16 protein-coding genes are annotated in these 15,717 nt (G+C 67.8%); 12 read left to right on the top strand and 4 right to left on the bottom strand.

From position 1 onward, the window contains the following. Window positions 1-32: 32 nt before the first annotated feature. From def to GXN78_RS10780, 5 genes are read left to right on the top strand one after another with little or no spacing between them, the layout of a single operon-like run. Window positions 33-566 carry a peptide deformylase gene (def, locus tag GXN78_RS10800; protein WP_106560817.1) on the top strand — a complete coding sequence of 178 codons (534 nt, stop codon included), beginning with the start codon at window positions 33-35 and terminating at the stop codon, window positions 564-566. After that, window positions 563-1,069, top strand: coding sequence for a hypothetical protein (locus tag GXN78_RS10795; RefSeq protein WP_106560816.1), 507 nt, complete (start codon window positions 563-565; stop codon window positions 1,067-1,069). Before def ends, GXN78_RS10795 begins: the two co-directional genes overlap by 4 nt. Window positions 1,070-1,077: 8 nt before the next feature. After that, window positions 1,078-2,028: a methionyl-tRNA formyltransferase gene (gene fmt, locus GXN78_RS10790; protein WP_106560815.1), complete on the top strand. Its 951-nt coding sequence runs from the start codon at window positions 1,078-1,080 to the stop codon at window positions 2,026-2,028. Continuing rightward, window positions 2,028-2,768 (top strand): AzlC family ABC transporter permease, encoded by a 741-nt coding sequence (locus GXN78_RS10785; RefSeq protein ID WP_106560814.1) that lies wholly within the window; start codon window positions 2,028-2,030, stop codon window positions 2,766-2,768. The genes fmt and GXN78_RS10785 overlap by 1 nt, the downstream gene beginning before the upstream one ends. Further along, entirely contained in the window at window positions 2,765-3,115 is a 351-nt protein-coding gene (locus GXN78_RS10780) for an AzlD domain-containing protein (protein ID WP_106560813.1), read from the top strand. Before GXN78_RS10785 ends, GXN78_RS10780 begins: the two co-directional genes overlap by 4 nt. A gap of 54 nt (window positions 3,116-3,169) precedes the next feature. Here GXN78_RS10780 and GXN78_RS10775 read toward each other — a convergent pair whose 3' ends face one another. The 3 genes from GXN78_RS10775 to GXN78_RS10765 are packed head-to-tail and all read right to left on the bottom strand — an operon-like array spanning window position 3,170 to window position 6,491. Then, a complete protein-coding gene (locus GXN78_RS10775; protein ID WP_106560822.1) occupies window positions 3,170-4,810 on the bottom strand; it encodes an FAD-dependent monooxygenase in 1,641 nt (546 codons plus the stop codon). Between the two features lie 8 nt (window positions 4,811-4,818). Next, window positions 4,819-5,940: an alpha/beta fold hydrolase gene (locus tag GXN78_RS10770; RefSeq protein WP_106560812.1), complete on the bottom strand. Its 1,122-nt coding sequence runs from the start codon at window positions 5,938-5,940 to the stop codon at window positions 4,819-4,821. Further along, window positions 5,937-6,491: a VOC family protein gene (locus GXN78_RS10765; RefSeq protein WP_106560811.1), complete on the bottom strand. Its 555-nt coding sequence runs from the start codon at window positions 6,489-6,491 to the stop codon at window positions 5,937-5,939. Before GXN78_RS10765 ends, GXN78_RS10770 begins: the two co-directional genes overlap by 4 nt. A gap of 90 nt (window positions 6,492-6,581) precedes the next feature. Here GXN78_RS10765 and GXN78_RS10760 point away from each other — a divergent pair, with 90 nt between their 5' ends. From GXN78_RS10760 to GXN78_RS10730, 7 genes are all read left to right on the top strand, one after another. After that, entirely contained in the window at window positions 6,582-7,490 is a 909-nt protein-coding gene (locus GXN78_RS10760) for a LysR family transcriptional regulator (protein WP_106560810.1), read from the top strand. Between the two features lie 86 nt (window positions 7,491-7,576). Next, window positions 7,577-8,770 carry a phosphoglycerate kinase gene (locus tag GXN78_RS10755; protein ID WP_106560809.1) on the top strand — a complete coding sequence of 398 codons (1,194 nt, stop codon included), beginning with the start codon at window positions 7,577-7,579 and terminating at the stop codon, window positions 8,768-8,770. A 95-nt stretch (window positions 8,771-8,865) separates the two neighbouring features. Then, complete coding sequence (pyk, locus tag GXN78_RS10750) at window positions 8,866-10,314, top strand: pyruvate kinase (RefSeq protein ID WP_106560821.1); 1,449 nt, start codon at window positions 8,866-8,868, stop codon at window positions 10,312-10,314. A 100-nt stretch (window positions 10,315-10,414) separates the two neighbouring features. Continuing rightward, the gene (fba, locus tag GXN78_RS10745) at window positions 10,415-11,479 is read left to right on the top strand and encodes a class II fructose-bisphosphate aldolase (protein ID WP_106560808.1); all 1,065 of its coding nucleotides are present in this window, start codon (window positions 10,415-10,417) and stop codon (window positions 11,477-11,479) included. Window positions 11,480-11,654: 175 nt separating this feature from the next. After that, the gene (locus GXN78_RS10740) at window positions 11,655-12,560 is read left to right on the top strand and encodes a phosphoribosylaminoimidazolesuccinocarboxamide synthase (RefSeq protein ID WP_106560807.1); all 906 of its coding nucleotides are present in this window, start codon (window positions 11,655-11,657) and stop codon (window positions 12,558-12,560) included. Between the two features lie 115 nt (window positions 12,561-12,675). Beyond that, window positions 12,676-13,341 carry a LuxR C-terminal-related transcriptional regulator gene (locus tag GXN78_RS10735; RefSeq protein WP_106560806.1) on the top strand — a complete coding sequence of 222 codons (666 nt, stop codon included), beginning with the start codon at window positions 12,676-12,678 and terminating at the stop codon, window positions 13,339-13,341. A 78-nt stretch (window positions 13,342-13,419) separates the two neighbouring features. Further along, window positions 13,420-14,076, top strand: a complete 657-nt coding sequence (locus GXN78_RS10730) for a Crp/Fnr family transcriptional regulator (protein ID WP_106560805.1) — start codon at window positions 13,420-13,422, stop codon at window positions 14,074-14,076. A gap of 18 nt (window positions 14,077-14,094) precedes the next feature. Here the strand turns inward: GXN78_RS10730 and GXN78_RS10725 are convergent, their stop codons facing one another. Further along, a complete protein-coding gene (locus GXN78_RS10725) occupies window positions 14,095-15,684 on the bottom strand; it encodes an ABC transporter substrate-binding protein (protein ID WP_106560820.1) in 1,590 nt (529 codons plus the stop codon). Window positions 15,685-15,717: the final 33 nt, after the last annotated feature.

Here is a 15,717-nt window from a genome sequence, read left to right as displayed (position 1 = left end):
GGCGAAAATAACGACAATTTTTCCTCCCGTTCATGGCCAAAAGAACCATCCTGAGCTATCCCGACCCGCGCCTGCACAAGGTGGCCAAGCCGGTGCAGGGCGTCGATGCACGCATCAAGACCCTGGTTGCCGACATGCTCGAAACCATGTACGACGCCAACGGCATCGGCCTTGCGGCCACCCAAGTCGACGTGCACGAGCGTCTGGTCGTGGTCGACGTATCCGAGGAGCGTAACGAGCCCCTGGTTTTGATCAACCCCGAAATCGTCTGGGCCAATGATGAAAAAGTCCTCAATGAGGAAGGATGTCTCTCGGTTCCCGGCATTTACGACGGCGTGGAGCGTTCCACCGCCGTGCGCGTCACGGCACTCGACGCCGAGGGCGAGCTGCGCACCATCGAGGCCGAGGGCCTGCTGGCCGTCTGCATCCAGCACGAACTCGACCACCTGCTGGGCAAGGTGTTCGTCGAATACCTCTCGCCCCTGAAGCGCAACCGCATCAAGAGCAAGCTGCTCAAGCAGCAGCGCGAGGACCAGCGCCTCGACCAGCGGGAAGGCCGGCGTTGACCCTCGCCCTGCGCCCCGGCCCGGCTGCGCTGCTTGCGGCAGCGCTGCTGGCCGGTTGCGCCGGCGAGCCGACGCGCCTCGCCATGGGCAGCTCGCGCGACCAGACCTTGCGCGAGCTCGGCGCGCCGACGGCCGTCTATCCCCTGTCCGGCGGCGGGGAGCGCCTGCAGTACTCGCGCGCACCGGCCGGCTTCGAGGTCAACAACGTCGACCTCGACGCAGGCGGCCATGTGGTCTCGGTCACGCAGGAACTCGACGAGCGCCTGTTCGACCGAACCATCCAGCCCGGCGTCGGCCGTTGGCACGTGGCCGACGTGCTGCGCATCTACGGCCGACCTTTCGAGGTCACGAAGGTGAGCTCGTTCGACGGCAACATCTGGACTTGGCGCTACAAGTGGCAAAACACGCCACGCCTGCTCTACATCTACGTCGATCCCACCGGCGTGGTGCAGCGCTACCACACGGGTGACGACCTGATGCTCGAATTGCTGGCGCCGCTGTGAGGGGCCGCATGAAGGTCGCATTCGCGGGCACCCCCGAGTTCGCCCGCGTCGCGCTGGAGGCGATCGCCGCGGCCGGTTTCGAGATCGTGCTGGTGCTGACGCAGCCCGACCGCCCCGCGGGCCGCGGCATGAAGCTGCAGGCCTCGCCGGTCAAGCAGTTCGCCCTCGCCCGCAACTGGCCCGTGGCACAGCCGCGCAGCCTGCGGCTGGACGGCAAATACCCGGAGGACGCGGTCGCGGCGCGTGCCGCCATCGTCGACGCCGGGCTCGACGTCATGGTGGTCGCGGCCTACGGCTTGATCCTGCCGCAATGGGTGCTCGATGCGCCGCGGCTGGGCTGCCTCAACATCCATGCCAGCCTGTTGCCGCGCTGGCGCGGGGCGGCGCCCATCCACCGCGCCATCGAGGCCGGCGACGAACAGACCGGCGTCACCATCATGCAGATGGACGCGGGCCTGGACACCGGCGACATGCTGCTTGGCGAATCGCTCGCAATCGGCGAGGACAGCACCGCGCAGCTGCACGACCGGCTGGCCGCGCTGGGTGGCCGGCTGATCGTGGACGCGCTGAAGCATGCGGAGGCCGCAACGCTGCGCCCCGAGCCCCAGCCCGCCGAAGGTGTGAGCTACGCGCACAAGGTCGAGAAGCAGGAGGCGCAGATCGACTGGACGCAGGCGGCCGCGACCATCGTGCGCCGCATCCGTGCCTTCGATCCGTTCCCGGGCGCCAGCAGCACCGTGGACGGCGAGACCCTCAAGCTCTGGGCCGCGCGGGTCCAGCCGGAGCCCTCGACGGAGCCGCCCGGAACGGTGCTGGCGGTCAACCCGACCGGCGTCGCCGTGGCGGCCCAGGATGCGATCGTGGTGCTTACCGAACTGCAGCGCGCCGGCGGCAAGCGCCTGCCGGTGGCCGACTTCCTGCGCGGCTTCGACCTGAAGCCCGGGCAGGTCTTCGGCTGATGTTCTTTCTCTCGTCAATCCGCCGCCTCCCCGAGTTCCGCCAGGGCGCGCGCGACATGTCCTCGGTCGCCTTGGGCACCGGCGCCTGGGGCCTGATGACCGGCGTGGCGATGGTCAAGGCGGGCATGAGCGTCTTCGAGTCGGTCGCGATGACGCTGCTGGTCTATGCCGGCAGCTCGCAGCTGGCGGCCATCCCGCTGCTGATCGCCGGCGCCCCGGCGTGGGTCATCCTGGCCACCGGCTTCTGCGTCAACCTGCGCTTCGTGGTGTTCAGCCTGCACCTGCGGCCCTATCTGATGCACATGCCGCGCTGGCGCCGCATGACGCACGGCTACCTGACGGCCGACATGACCTACGCCTTTTTCACCCGGCAGTACGCGCAGCCGCCCGCCAACGCGGCCGAGGAGCGCGCGCAGGAGGCTTATCTCACCGGCAACTACTTCGTGGTCTGGTGCTCGTGGATGGGCATGAGCGTGCTCGGCGTCCTGCTCGCGAACCTGATCCCGCAAAGCTGGGGGCTGGGCTTCGCCGGCGTGCTCTGCCTCGTCGCCGTGGTCTGCTCGATGGCGACGACGCGGCTGCGCATTCTCGCGGCATTGATCGCGGGCGTGACCGCCGTGGCGGCCTACGCGCTGCCCTTGAAACTCAACATCGTGGCCGGCATCGGCGTGGCGGTGCTGTTGTGCTTCTGGCTCGAGAAGCAGTTCGGGCTGGACCCCGACGCGGAGGACGATAAATGACCCTGGGCAGCGGCGGCACCACCGATCCCTGGACCATCGCCGTGATCGTCGGCCTGGCCTGCGTGACCGTGCTCACGCGCTGTTTCTTCTTCATCCTCGACCGTCCCTGGGGCCTGCCCGACTGGGCGCACCGCGCACTGCACTACGCCCCGGTGGCCGCGCTCGCGGCGGTGATCATTCCCGAGATCGTGATGGCGCAGGGCCACCTGATCTCGACCTGGCAGGATGCGCGCCTGTACGGCGCGGCGGCCGGCGCCGCCTACTTCTTCCAGCGCCGCGGCGTGCTGGGGACGATGCTGGCCGGCATGGCGGTGTACCTGCCGCTGCATCTGGGCCTGGGCTGGTGAGCTGGCGCCGTCCAGAGGCTCGCGGTCGCGCTCGCGGGTGATTCCTGGGGCCCCTCAGCCGTGGGCCAGGGCGGTGTGGACAGCGGCGGCGATGGCCGCCGGCGTGGGATCTTGCAGCAGCGCGGCGCGGTAGGCGTCGGGACGAATCAGGCAGAGGCTGCCGGGCGCGTGCGCGCCCAACTGCGTGCCCAGCGCGTCGTCGGACTCGAGCGTAGGCAGGCCGCTGTCGCCGCCGATCGCGACGAGCTGCAGCGGCAGAGACGCGGCCGTGTCGGCCACCGCCTGGACCTGCTCGCGCGTCGGCGCGAACCACAGCCCGAGGCAGTGCGTGCCTTCGGCCAGCAACTGCATCAGGGTGCAGGGTCTGCCGTCGCGCCAGCGCAGCGGCAGGTTCTGCACGCTGCGTGCGCCTTCGAGCAAGTGCCTGCCCGCCGGGTAGTCGTTGGCCACCGACATGCGCCCCGTGTTCACCAGCGCGCGCGCAAACGGATAGCGCGGGGCGAGCGCGAGCACGGCGCGGCGTATCGTGTGCTCGGCCTGCGAGCGGGGCGCAAGGAAGCGGGCGGTGCGGCTGGTGACCTTCAGGTTCTCGGCCGCGGCGGGCCGGCGCTCGGCATCATAGGTGTCGAGCAGCGCCTCGCCGGCCAGGCCCTGCGCGACCAGCGAGAGCTTCCAGCCCAGGTTGGCCGCGTCCTGGATGCCGGTGTTGCCGCCACGCGCGCCGAAGGGGCTCACCACATGCGCTGAATCGCCGATGAAGAACAGGCGTCCATGGCGGAAGCGGTCGAGCAGGTGGTCGCGGTAGCCGTACGGCCCGATCCAGACGAACTCGAACTCCACGCCCGGCCCGAGCTGCTCGCGCAGCCGTGCGCCGGCCACCTCCGGCTTGCTGATGTAGGCCGTGTCGCAGTCCTCGGGCATCTGGTAGTCGATGCGCCAGACGCCGTCGGCCATCAGGTGCTGCCACACTGCGCGGCCCTCGTTGAACGGTGCGTCGACCCAGGTCCAGCGCTCCACGGGCAGCGGCTTCCTGAAGCGCACGTCGCTGATGCACCAGCGGTCGGTGCTGCGCGAGACGTGGGCGTCCAGGCCCAGCTGCGCGCGGATGGGGCTGCTGGCGCCGCTCGCATCGATCAGGTAGCCGGCCTCGATGGCGTAGGCGCCGGCCGGCGTCTCGATCTCGACGCGAACGCCTTGCTCGCCCGGCTCGATGCGGGTCACCCGGTTCTTCCACCGCAGATCGACCACGCCCAGTTCGAGGAGGCGGTCGACCAGGAACCATTCGAGGTAGAACTGCTGCAGGTTGATGAAAGGCGGCTGCGCAGAGACGCTGCTCGCCTGCAGATTGAAGTTGTAGACCTCGGTCTCGCCCGAGAAGGTGCGGCCGAAGGACCAGGTGATGCCCTTGTCCGCGATGCGCTGATAGATGCCCAGCCGCTCGAAGATCTCCAGGCTCTTCTGTGCGTAGCAGATGCCGCGCGAGGACGCGCCGCGCACGCCCACGGTGTCGTCCTCGTCCAGCAGCACGGCGGGCACTCCGCGCTTCGCCAGGTCGCAGGCCAGCGTCAGGCCGGCGGGCCCCGCGCCGACGATGATGATCGGATGGCGAACAACCGCGTCGCTGCCAAGCTCGGGCGGCGGCACGAAGGGCCAGTGCGGCAGCTGGTACTCGGGGGTGAAGTGGAATGCTTCCACGGCTGTGCTCACAGCGCTTGGGCCCATTCGGCGATTGCGTCAGCCGCGCGCGGCACCAGCTCGGGCTGGCCGGCGAGGTAGTGGTTGCCACCGACGATGTCGACATTGCGTATGCGTTCTCCGCCGGCCTTCATCCACGCATCGCGCGTACTCGGGAAGGTGGACTGGTCGGCCGTGTAGGTCAAGAGCAGCTTGGGGCAGGTGGTTCGGGCGAGATTCGACGGACCGTCGGCCTGCGAGCGCGAGGACCATTGCGACAGGAAGGCTGTCAGCGAGGTCGTGCGGCCCATCGCGTTCGCCGAGTAGTTGACCTGCCGCGCATCGCCCCAGACGCTGCCGGGTGCTCGGTCGTTGGCGTCGATGGAGAGGTCCACGCAGCGCGGATCGGCGTGCGTGCGGTAAACGACGAAGGCCTGGTCGCGCGGCGCACCGGGCGTGCTGCGCAGCAGCCGCAGCCGTTCCAGCGCCCAGGCCTCCAGCCGGTCGAGGCGAGCCTTCTGCGCGGCGCCGAAGCGGGAGAGGAACTCGGCGCTGTAAGGCGCGCGATGGCGCGCGTCGTACATGTCGAGCTCGGGGTCGACCGAGAGCAGGTCGTGCTCGTCGGTGACGGACGGATCGATCCAGTCGCGCATCAGCTTCGAGCGGCCCTGGTGCGCCGCGCACAGCGCGATGCCGTCGGCCGGCGGCAGGTCGTCCGAATGCAGATGCGTGGGGTCGCCATCGGGGAAGTGGTGGGCGGTGAGCTTCTCGGCCTGCGCCTGGTAGAAGCTGGCAAGCGCTGCGCCGCCCGAGTTGCCGATCAGCACCACCTTTTCGTAGCCCAGGCCGCGCAGGAACTGCACGCCCGCGCCCAGGTCCTGGATCGCGCGCTCCATCAGCAGCACCGTGTCGTTGCCCATATAGCGTGAGTTGAGGCCCATGCAGCAGATCCCGCGCTCTGCCAGCGGCGCGATCAGGTAGTGGCCCATGAAGTTGCTCGTGGGATGCATTACGATCGCGGCGATCTTCTTGCGGCTGGCGGGCGCGCGGTAAGCGCCGTAGATGCGCGGGCGCAGCATCTGCAGGCCCGACTGGCTCTCCATCGCCGCGCCGGGCTTGACGTCGATGACGGCGAGTTGCAGCTGCGTCATGCCGCCGCCTTTCCGCGCAGTTCCGCCTTGCGCAGGGTCCATGCGTCCAGCTCGGCGTGCGCGCGCCGCGCATGCGCCTCCATCTCGGCCAGCGGCACCGTGGGCGTGGTCAGCTCCACCCGGATGCCATTGGGGTCGAAGAAGTAGATCGACTCGATGATGTGGTGGTCGGTCACGCCCAGCACCTCGACGTCGGCCGATTCGAGCCGAGCCTTGGCGGCACGCAGGTCGGCCACCGAATCCACCCGCAGTGCGATGTGGTTGACCCAGGCCGGCGTGTTGGGCGAGGGCAGGGCGGCCGTGTCGTCGCCCAGGTCGAAGAAGGCGATGTACGAGCCGTCGCGCATCTGGAAGAAGATGTGGACGTAGGGGCAGTACTCGCCGGTGCTCGGCACATGGTCGCTCTTGATCACGTGCACCAGCGGCAGGCCCAGCAGGTCCTCGTAGAAGCGGCGCGTTTCCTCGCTGTCGCGGCAGCGCCAGGCAAAGTGATGCAGGCCGCGCACGGGCACGGGGGATGGGGCGAGCGGCACGGTCTCGGCAGGGGGCATGGCATGTCTCCGGAAGGAACAGGCCGGATTGGGCCTTTGTTCTTCTTATGATTCAATCGAAATAAATTCATCGATTGATGAAAAATGGCAATGAATCTCACCCTGCGCCAGCTGCGCGCCTTCGACGCCGTGGCCGAGACCGGCAGCTTCACCGCCGCCGCCGCCCGCCTGCATCTCACGCAATCGGCGCTGAGCGTGCTGGTGCGCGAGCTGGAGCGCGAGATGGGCGTGCAGCTCTTCGACCGCCACACGCGGCGCGTGCTGCTGTCGGAGGCCGGCCGCGCCTTCCAGCCCTCGGTGCAGCGCCTGCTGGCCGACCTGGCCGGCGCGGTGGCCGGCGTGACCGAGTTGCGCGACCAGAAGCGCGGCCTGCTGCGCCTGGCCGCACCTCAGCTGATGGCCTGCACGCTGATGCCGCGCGTGATCGCGGTCTACCGCGCGTGCTATCCGGACATCGAGGTGCGGCTGGCCGACACCCTGCCCGAGCACCTGCTGACGGGCCTGGCCTCGGGCGAGGCGGAGCTGGCGGTGGGGCAGGACGTGGAAGTGGATCCCGCCGCGGTCGAGCGCCGCACCCTGTTCCGCGATCGTCACTGGCTGATCTGCCCATCGGACCATGCGTTTGCCCGCCGGCGCAAGGTGCGCTGGAGCGAGCTCGGGCCCTACACCTTCATCGCGCCCACGCGCGACTTCCGCCAGCGCGTGCTGCCCGAGCTGGAGGCCGATGCGCGCGCCTTCCTGCTGCGGGCCTCGACGCAGGAGGTGTCGTACATGACGACTGCGCTCGGCATGGTGGCCTCGGGCCTGGGGCTCACGGTCTGCCCGACCTACTCGGCCTCGCTGGTGCGCGCGCATGGGCTGCAGATGGTCAAGCTCGACCGACCCGACTTCCATCGCGAGGTCTGCGTGTACGTGGCGGCGCGGCGTTCGCTCTCGCCGGCGGCGGCGGGCTTTGTCCAGATCCTAGAGCGTTTCGCGCAGCCCGGGCTTGCGGGCTGATACAGGGCGCCCCGCGGCCAAACCTACAATCGCCCTTCGCCTTTTTCGAGGCGCCCTCCCTCGCTTCCATCCTCTCGCTCCTACCCATGAACGTCCTTCGATTCACCGACCTCGCAGCGCAAGGCAAAGTCGCCGGCCAGCGCGTGTTTATCCGAGCCGACCTCAACGTGCCGCAGGACGATGCCGGCAACATCACCGAAGACACGCGCATCCGTGCGTCGGTGCCCTGCATCCGGCAGGCGCTGGATGCAGGCGCGGCGGTGATGGTCACCTCGCACCTCGGTCGCCCCACCGAGGGCCAGTTCAAGCCTGAGGATTCGCTGGCGCCGGTCGCCAAGCGCCTGGGCGAGCTGCTGGGCCGCGAGGTGCCGCTGGTGCCGAACTGGGTCGACGGCGTACAGGTCGCGCCGGGCGAGGTCGTGCTGCTGGAGAACTGCCGCCTCAACAAGGGCGAGAAGAAGAACGACGAGGCCCTGGCGCGCAAGCTGGCGGCGCTGACCGACATCTACGTCAACGACGCCTTCGGCACTGCGCACCGCGCCGAGGCCACCACCTACGGCATCGCCCAGTACGCGAAGATCGCCTGCGCCGGCCCGCTGCTGGCGGCCGAGATCGATGCCATCACCAAGGCCCTGGCCAACCCGAAGCGGCCGCTGGTGGCGATCGTCGCGGGCTCCAAGGTCAGCACCAAGCTCACCATCCTCAAGAGCCTGGCCGACAAGGTCGACCAGCTGATCGTGGGCGGCGGCATTGCCAACACCTTCATGCTGGCTTCCGGGCTCCCGATCGGCAAGTCGCTGGCCGAGCCCGACCTGCAGGACCAGGCCCAGGCCGTGATCGAGGCCATGCGCGCGCGCGGCGCCGCGGTGCCGATCCCGGTCGACGTGGTCACCGCCAAGAGCTTCGCCGCCGACGCGCCCGCCACGGTGAAGGCCGCGAACGCGGTGGCCGAGGACGACCTGATCCTCGACATCGGCCCGAAGACCGCGGAGATCCTCGCTGCCCAGCTGCGCGAGGCCGGCACCATCGTGTGGAACGGCCCGGTGGGCGTGTTTGAGTTCGACGCCTTTTCCAAGGGGACGGAAGCCATCGCGCGCGCCATCGCCGACAGCAGTGCCTTCTCGATCGCCGGCGGCGGCGATACGCTGGCGGCGATCGCCAAGTACGGCATCGAAGACCGGGTCGGCTACATCTCCACCGGTGGCGGCGCCTTCCTCGAAGTGCTGGAGGGCAAGACGCTTCCGGCTTTCGAGATCCTCGAAAAACGAGCGGCCGGCTGAGCCCAACGCGGGAGGCGCCGGAAATCGCGCCGGCGGGGCTATCGCCGGGCTCGAAAAGTGTATACAGTATGGAATACAAACCGGAGACCCGCAGCATGAGCACGACCCGCCCTCCCCGCCACGCCACCAAGATCGTCGCCACGCTCGGCCCGGCCTCGAGCACGCCCGAGCTGCTCGAGCAGATGATCAACAACAAGGTCAGCGTGGTGCGGCTCAACTTCAGCCACGGCACGGCGCAGGACCACATCAACCGCGCCACCATGGTGCGCGAGGCGGCGCGCAAGGTGGGCCGCGAGGTGGCGATCATGGCCGACCTGCAGGGCCCGAAGATCCGGGTGGGCAAGTTCGCCGAGGGCAAGGTGTGGCTGGAGCCGGGGGCGAAATTCGTCCTCGACGGTGCGCGCACCGAGCTGGGTGACGTCGATGCCGTCGGGCTGGACTACAAGGACCTGCCGCGCGACGTGAAGGCGGGCGACAGCCTGCTGCTGAACGACGGCCTCATCGTGCTCACGGTCGACGCCGTCAAGGGCGAGGCGGTGCACACCACGGTGCGGCTGGGCGGCGAGCTCTCGAACAACAAGGGCATCAACAAGCAGGGCGGCGGCCTCACGGCGCCGGCGCTGACGGCCAAGGACATGGAGGACATCAAGACCGCCATGAGCTTCCAGGCCGACTACGTGGCGGTGAGCTTCCCCAAGAACGCCACCGACATGGAGATGGCGCGCCAGCTGTGCAACGTGGCGGCGGCCGAGTTCGGCCACAAGCCGGGGCTGATCGCCAAGATCGAGCGCGCCGAGGCCATCCCCAAGCTCGAGGAAATCCTCCGCGCCAGCGACGGCATCATGGTCGCGCGCGGCGACCTCGCGGTCGAGGTGGGCAACGCCGCCGTGCCGGCGCTTCAGAAAAAGATGATCCGCATGGCGCGCGCGATGGACAAGGTGGTCATCACGGCGACGCAGATGATGGAGTCGATGATCAGCAACCCGGTGCCCACCCGCGCCGAGGTGAGCGACGTGGCCAACGCGGTGCTCGACGGCACCGACGCCGTGATGCTCTCGGCCGAGACCGCCTCGGGCCGCTATCCGCTGGAGACGGTGCAGGAGATGAGCCGCATCTGCGAGGCCGCCGAAGCCGCCGAGGACCTGCAGCTGGACGCCGATTTCAGCGGCCAGGCCTACAGCCGCATCGACCAGTCGATCGCCATGGGCGCCCTCTTCACCGCGCACCACCTCGGCGCCAAGGCGATCGTCGCGCTGACCGAATCGGGCTCCACCCCGCTGTGGATGAGCCGCCACCGCGCCCACATCCCGATGTACGCCCTGACCTCGCGCCTGGCGACCCAGCGCAAGATGGCGCTCTACCGCAACGTGCGCCCCCTGCTCATGGATGCCGAGAGCGACCGCGACACGGCGCTGCTCCAGGCCGAGGCCCACCTCAAGAAGCGCGGCATCGTGCAGACCGGCGACATCTACGCCATCACCTGTGGCGAGCCGATGGGCGCCCCGGGCGGCACCAACATGCTGAAGATCTGCCGGGTGGGTTGAGGCGCAGCCGTGCCGAACGGGGCGTCGGAGCCGTCCGACAGGGGTGCTCAGTAGAATCGCGGTAGTTTTTACTTCTTAATCTTCCCCGCGAGGTACACCCATGGCACTTGTCTCGATGCGCGAACTGCTCGACCACGCCGCGGCCAACGGCTACGGCATCCCGGCCTACAACGTCAACAACCTGGAACAGGTGCAGGCCGTGATGGAAGCGGCCAAGGAAACCGGCGCACCGGTGATCCTGCAGGCCAGTGCAGGCGCACGCAAGTACGCGGGCGAGCCCTTCATCAAGCACCTCATCCTGGCGGCCGTCGAGGCTTACCCAAACATTCCGCTGGTCATGCACCAGGACCACGGCCAAAGCCCCGACGTGTGCCAGGGCGCGATCAACCTGGGCTTCTCCTCGGTGATGATGGACGGCTCGCTGGAAGGCGACGGCAAGACCATCGCCAGCTACGACTACAACGTCGACGTCACCCGCAAGGTGGTCGACATGGCGCACAAGGTCGGCGTGACCGTGGAAGGCGAGCTGGGCTGCCTGGGCTCGCTCGAGACCATGAAAGGCGACAAGGAAGACGGCCACGGCACCGACGCGACCATGACGCGCGAGCAGCTGCTGACCGACCCGGAGCAGGCCGCGGACTTCGTCAAGAAGACCCAGCTCGACGCCCTGGCCATCGCCATCGGCACCAGCCACGGCGCGTACAAGTTCACCCGCAAGCCCACCGGCGACATCCTGGCGATCGACCGCATCAAGGAGATCCACCGCCGCATCCCCAATACCCACCTGGTGATGCACGGCTCGTCCTCCGTGCCCCAGGACCTGCTGGCCATCATCCGCCAGTACGGCGGCAACATGAAAGAGACCTACGGCGTGCCGGTCGAGGAGATCCAGGAAGCCATCAAGTACGGCGTGCGCAAGATCAACATCGACACCGACATCCGCCTGGCGATGACCGGCGCCGTGCGCAAGTTCATGGCCGAGAACCCCGAGAAGTTCGACGCCCGCGAATGGCTCAAGCCCGCGCGCGAGGCCGCCAAGCAGATCTGCAAGCAGCGCTACATCGAGTTCGGCTGCGAAGGCCAGGGCGCCAAGATCAAGGGCGACACCCTGCAGGTCGTCGCCGCCAAGTACGCCAAGGGCGAGCTGGCGCAAGAAGTGCTCTGATCTCATCGCCTTCCTGCGGAAGCCACCCTCGCGGTGGCTTTTTTCATCGCCGGGCCGCCCCAAGATGAAAAACCCCCTCGGGGGGCAGCGACCACACGAAGTGAGGGAGCGTGGGGGCCATTTTTCACGCGCACAATCTCGGTCGTCCCCCGTTTCCGCTGTTCCATCACCCGCCATGACCACCGTCCACACTTCCTCCATCCAGAGCCTGCCCCTGCTCGCGCGCGGCAAGGTGCGCGACAACTACGCGGTCGGCGAGGACCGCATCCTGATGGTCGCGAGCGACCGCCTCTCGGCCTTCGACGTGATCATGGGCGAGCCGATCCCGGGCAAGGGCGTGATCCTGACGCAGATGGCGCTGTGGTGGTTCGACCGGCTGGGCCACCTGTGCCCCAACCACCTGACCGGCGAGGCGCCCGAGAGCGTGGTGACGGCGGCCGAGGTGCCCCAGGTCCGCGACCGCTCGATGCTGGTCAAGCGCCTCAAGCCGATCCCGGTCGAGGCGGTGGTGCGCGGCTACCTCGCGGGTAGCGGCTGGAAGGAATACCAGGAGAGCCGTTCCGTTTGCGGTGTGCCGCTGCCCGAGGGCCTGGGCAATGCCAGCAAGCTGCCGCTGCCGATCTTCACGCCCGCAGCCAAGGCGGCCGCGGGCGCGCACGACGAGAACATCAGCTACGAGCGCGTGGTCGAGGTGGTCGGCCCCGCGCTCGCGCAGCAGATCCGCGACACCAGCATTGCGATCTACGAGGCGGCCGCCGCCATCGCGTTGACCAAGGGCATGATCATTGCCGACACCAAGTTCGAGTTCGGCCTCGACGAGGCCGGCACCCTGGTCCTGATGGACGAAGTGCTCACCCCCGACAGCTCGCGCTACTGGCCCATCGAGGGCTACCAGGCGGCGCTGGCTGCCGGCGCCAACCCGCCGAGCTACGACAAGCAGTTCGTGCGCGACTGGCTGGAGGGTGTCAAGGTCAACGGCAAGCCCTGGGACAAGACCCCGCCGGCGCCGCGGCTGCCCACCGACGTGATCGAGAAGACGGCCGCCAAGTACCGCGAGGCGCTGCAGCGGCTGACCGGCTGAAGCCTCTCGGGGCCGCAGGACGTGAATAAATCACAAATCCGCCGGCAATAGTCACCGCCCGGCGAAGCCACGATTTCGCACACTTGTCCTCATTACAACGGATGAGGAAAGTGCCATGAACCTGATTGCCGAACTGCTCGCTCCCCCCTGCGAAGCCCGCGCCGATAGGCCCACGTCAGACTCCCTGCAAGCCGGCCTGCTGGCGCGCGTGCTCGACGAAATGGACCACGGCCTGCTGCTCGTCGACCTGAGCGGCCGTATCCTGCATGCCAACCGGCCGGCGCGTCGCGAGCTCGTGGGCGGGCGCGCGCTGCGGGATGTCGATGGCACCCTGTCGGCGGCCCAGCCTGCCTGGCAGGCCAAGCTGCGCCAGGCCCTGAAGGACGCGGAGCGCGACTGCCGCAGCATCGTGGAGCTCGACCCCGAAGGCGAGACGCTTTCGCTGGCCTTCGTGCCGCTGGCCGTGCTGCACGCCACCGCGGCGGTCGACGCCGTGCTGATCATCTGCAGCCGGCGCTCGAGCTGCGAGACCCTCACGGTGCAGATGTTCGCCCGTGCCAAGCGCCTGACGCCGGCGGAGCAGGCCGTGCTGACGCAGCTGTGCGCGGGCCGCGGCGCCCAGGAGATCGCCTGCGAGCAGGGCATTCGCGTCTCCACCGTGCGCACCCACATCAAGAACGTGCGGCAGAAGACCGGCCGCGGCAGTGTCCGCGAGATCGTCCGCGAGCTCTCGCGCATGCCGCAGATCGTCTCTTCGCTGCGGCTGGTGGGGCAGGACTGAACAGGGTGCGCGCGCGGGCGGCTCGCCCGCCGCGTCGGCGAGTCGCGCCGGGAGGGATGCGGGCCGTATAGTCCGCGCATGCCGCTGAAGCCCGCTGCACCCCGCGCCGACCCCCTCGCCGAACTGCCGCCACAGATCCAGAAGCTCGCGGCGCTCGGCGTGCAGCGCCGCTATCGGAAGCACGCCATGCTAATCGAGGAAGGCGACCAGGGCGGCACTGTCTACATCGTGCTCTCGGGCCGGCTGCGCGCCTTCGTCTCCGATGCGAGGGGCCGCGAAGTGACGCTGGGCTTGCACGGGCCGGGCGAATACGTGGGCGAGATGTCGCTTGATGGCGGGCCGCGCTCGGCCAGCGTGCAGGCGATGGGGTCGACGCTGTGCGCGGTGGTGACGCGCGAGACCATGCTGCGGCACTTGGCACTCGATCCGGAGCTGGCACGCGAACTGATCATTCGACTGATCCGACGGGCCAGGCTTGCGACGGAGAGTGCGCGCAGCATGGCGCTGCTCGACGTTTACAGCCGGTTGCGGCTCCTGCTCGAGGGACGGGCCGAGGCGCAGGCCGACGGCACGCGGGTCGTCATCGAGCGGCTCACCCATCAAGCCATCGCCAGCGAGATCGGGTGCTCGCGGGAGATGGTGAGCCGGTTGCTAAAGGATCTGGAAAATGGCGGCTACCTGCTTGTGCAGCACAGGACCCTGATATTGCAACGACCCTTGCCACAACGCTGGTGAGGGCGTCACTCCGGTTCGTCAGCTTCCGCCGGGAGGCTTGATGGTGATCCATGGCCATTCCAGCCAGTTGTCCGCGCGGTGGACCACGTCCACATTGCTGCGCATCGCCCAGGGAATGACCTGACGATGCAAGGGAATGTGATGGACCTGAGCGTTATGTTCCAGAAGCGCCGACTTGATGAGCAATTCGCGCTTGGCCGGGTCCGCTTCGTTGGCAGATGCCACGGCTAGCTCGTCGAGCCTGTTATTGCTGTATCCACCGAAGTTGTAATAGCCCACGCCGCCTTCGCCACGCGAGCGCAGAACCGGCGTGAAGGTGGCTTCGGCGTCGGTGATCGCGCTACCCCAGCCCAACAAATACATCGAGACATCCTGCTTCTCCAACTTGGCAAAGTAGAGAGTTCGAGGCTGCGCCTTCACTGTGACTCGAACGCCGACTTGGGCCCACATGCCTGCCAGGGCGACGCAGATTCTCTCGTCGTTGATGTAGCGATTGTTGGGGCAGTCCATGGTGACGTCGAAACCGTCGGGATAGCCCGCTTCTGCCATGAGAGCGCGAGCGCGGGGCGGATCGAATGGAAGTCTCGCCTCGATCTCCGGACCATTGAAACTGCCCAGTGGTGATGGCGTGATGGAGCCGGTTGGCAGGGACTGTCCTCGCATCAGTCTGGATCGGAGGCCCTCGATGTCGACAGCGTGGTACAGGGCCCTGCGAACTCGGAGGTCCTTGAAAGGGTTCCTGCCTTTGACGCCGCTGTAGAGCAACTCGTCGCGCTGCTGGTCCATGCCCACGAAAATGATCCGGTTCTCGACGCCGTCCTTGACCTTGATCCCCGGCGTGCTACGCAGGCGGTCGATGTCCTGCACAGGCGGATCCAGTACGAAATCGAGATGGCCCGAGAGCAACGCTGCCGACCGCGTCGGGTCGCTTTTGATCGGCGTGTAGATCACCTCTTGGACATTTCCGTCGAAATGGCCCCACCAGTTGTTGTTGCGCTTGTAAACAGTCTGTACGTCCGGCTGACGCGAAACGAGAGCGAATGGACCGGTCCCGTTCGCGTGCAGCGCCGTATGCCTGGCTTCCTTGTTCTTGAAGTCCTGCGGGTCGCGAGCGTCATGCTTTTCACACCAGACTTTGCTCATGATCGGGACCAGGCTGGCGTGCTGCAGAAAAATGGGATTGACCCTGGCGAGCTGGAACTCGATGGTCTGAGCGTCGACCTTGCGCGGCTCCCCCAGGCCCATCGCCGATGATCGGATGCCGGAACTCGCTGTCTTGGCCCGCGCGACCGAGAAGATCACATCGTCCGCATTGAAGTCGGTACCGTCGTGGAACTTGACGCCTTCGCGGATGACCATGCGCCACACTGTGGGGCCGGTCTGCTGCCAGGAGACGGCCAAAGCCGGAGCCAGGCCCAGATCCTTGTCACGTTTCACCAGCGTTTCGTAGACCTGACCGTTCATCGAATTGGTGAGCAACTCATTGTGAGAGTGCGGGTCCATTGTTTGGGGATCGCCTTGAGCAGCCCAGTGGAGTGTTTGCGCAAGAGCGCCGGTCGTGGCAACCAGCAATGCAAAAGCCAGGACAGTTCGCGTGCCGGTCCGCATGCCGCTGGCGAGAGGTGAGCGAACCCAGACACG

Origin of the sequence: Variovorax sp. WS11 (genome assembly GCF_010499245.1) — a bacterium.
Taxonomy (GTDB): Bacteria; Pseudomonadota; Gammaproteobacteria; order Burkholderiales; family Burkholderiaceae_C; genus Variovorax.
Note: the sequence above shows the minus strand (reverse complement) of the source record. Positions and strands in the feature narration are given on the sequence as shown.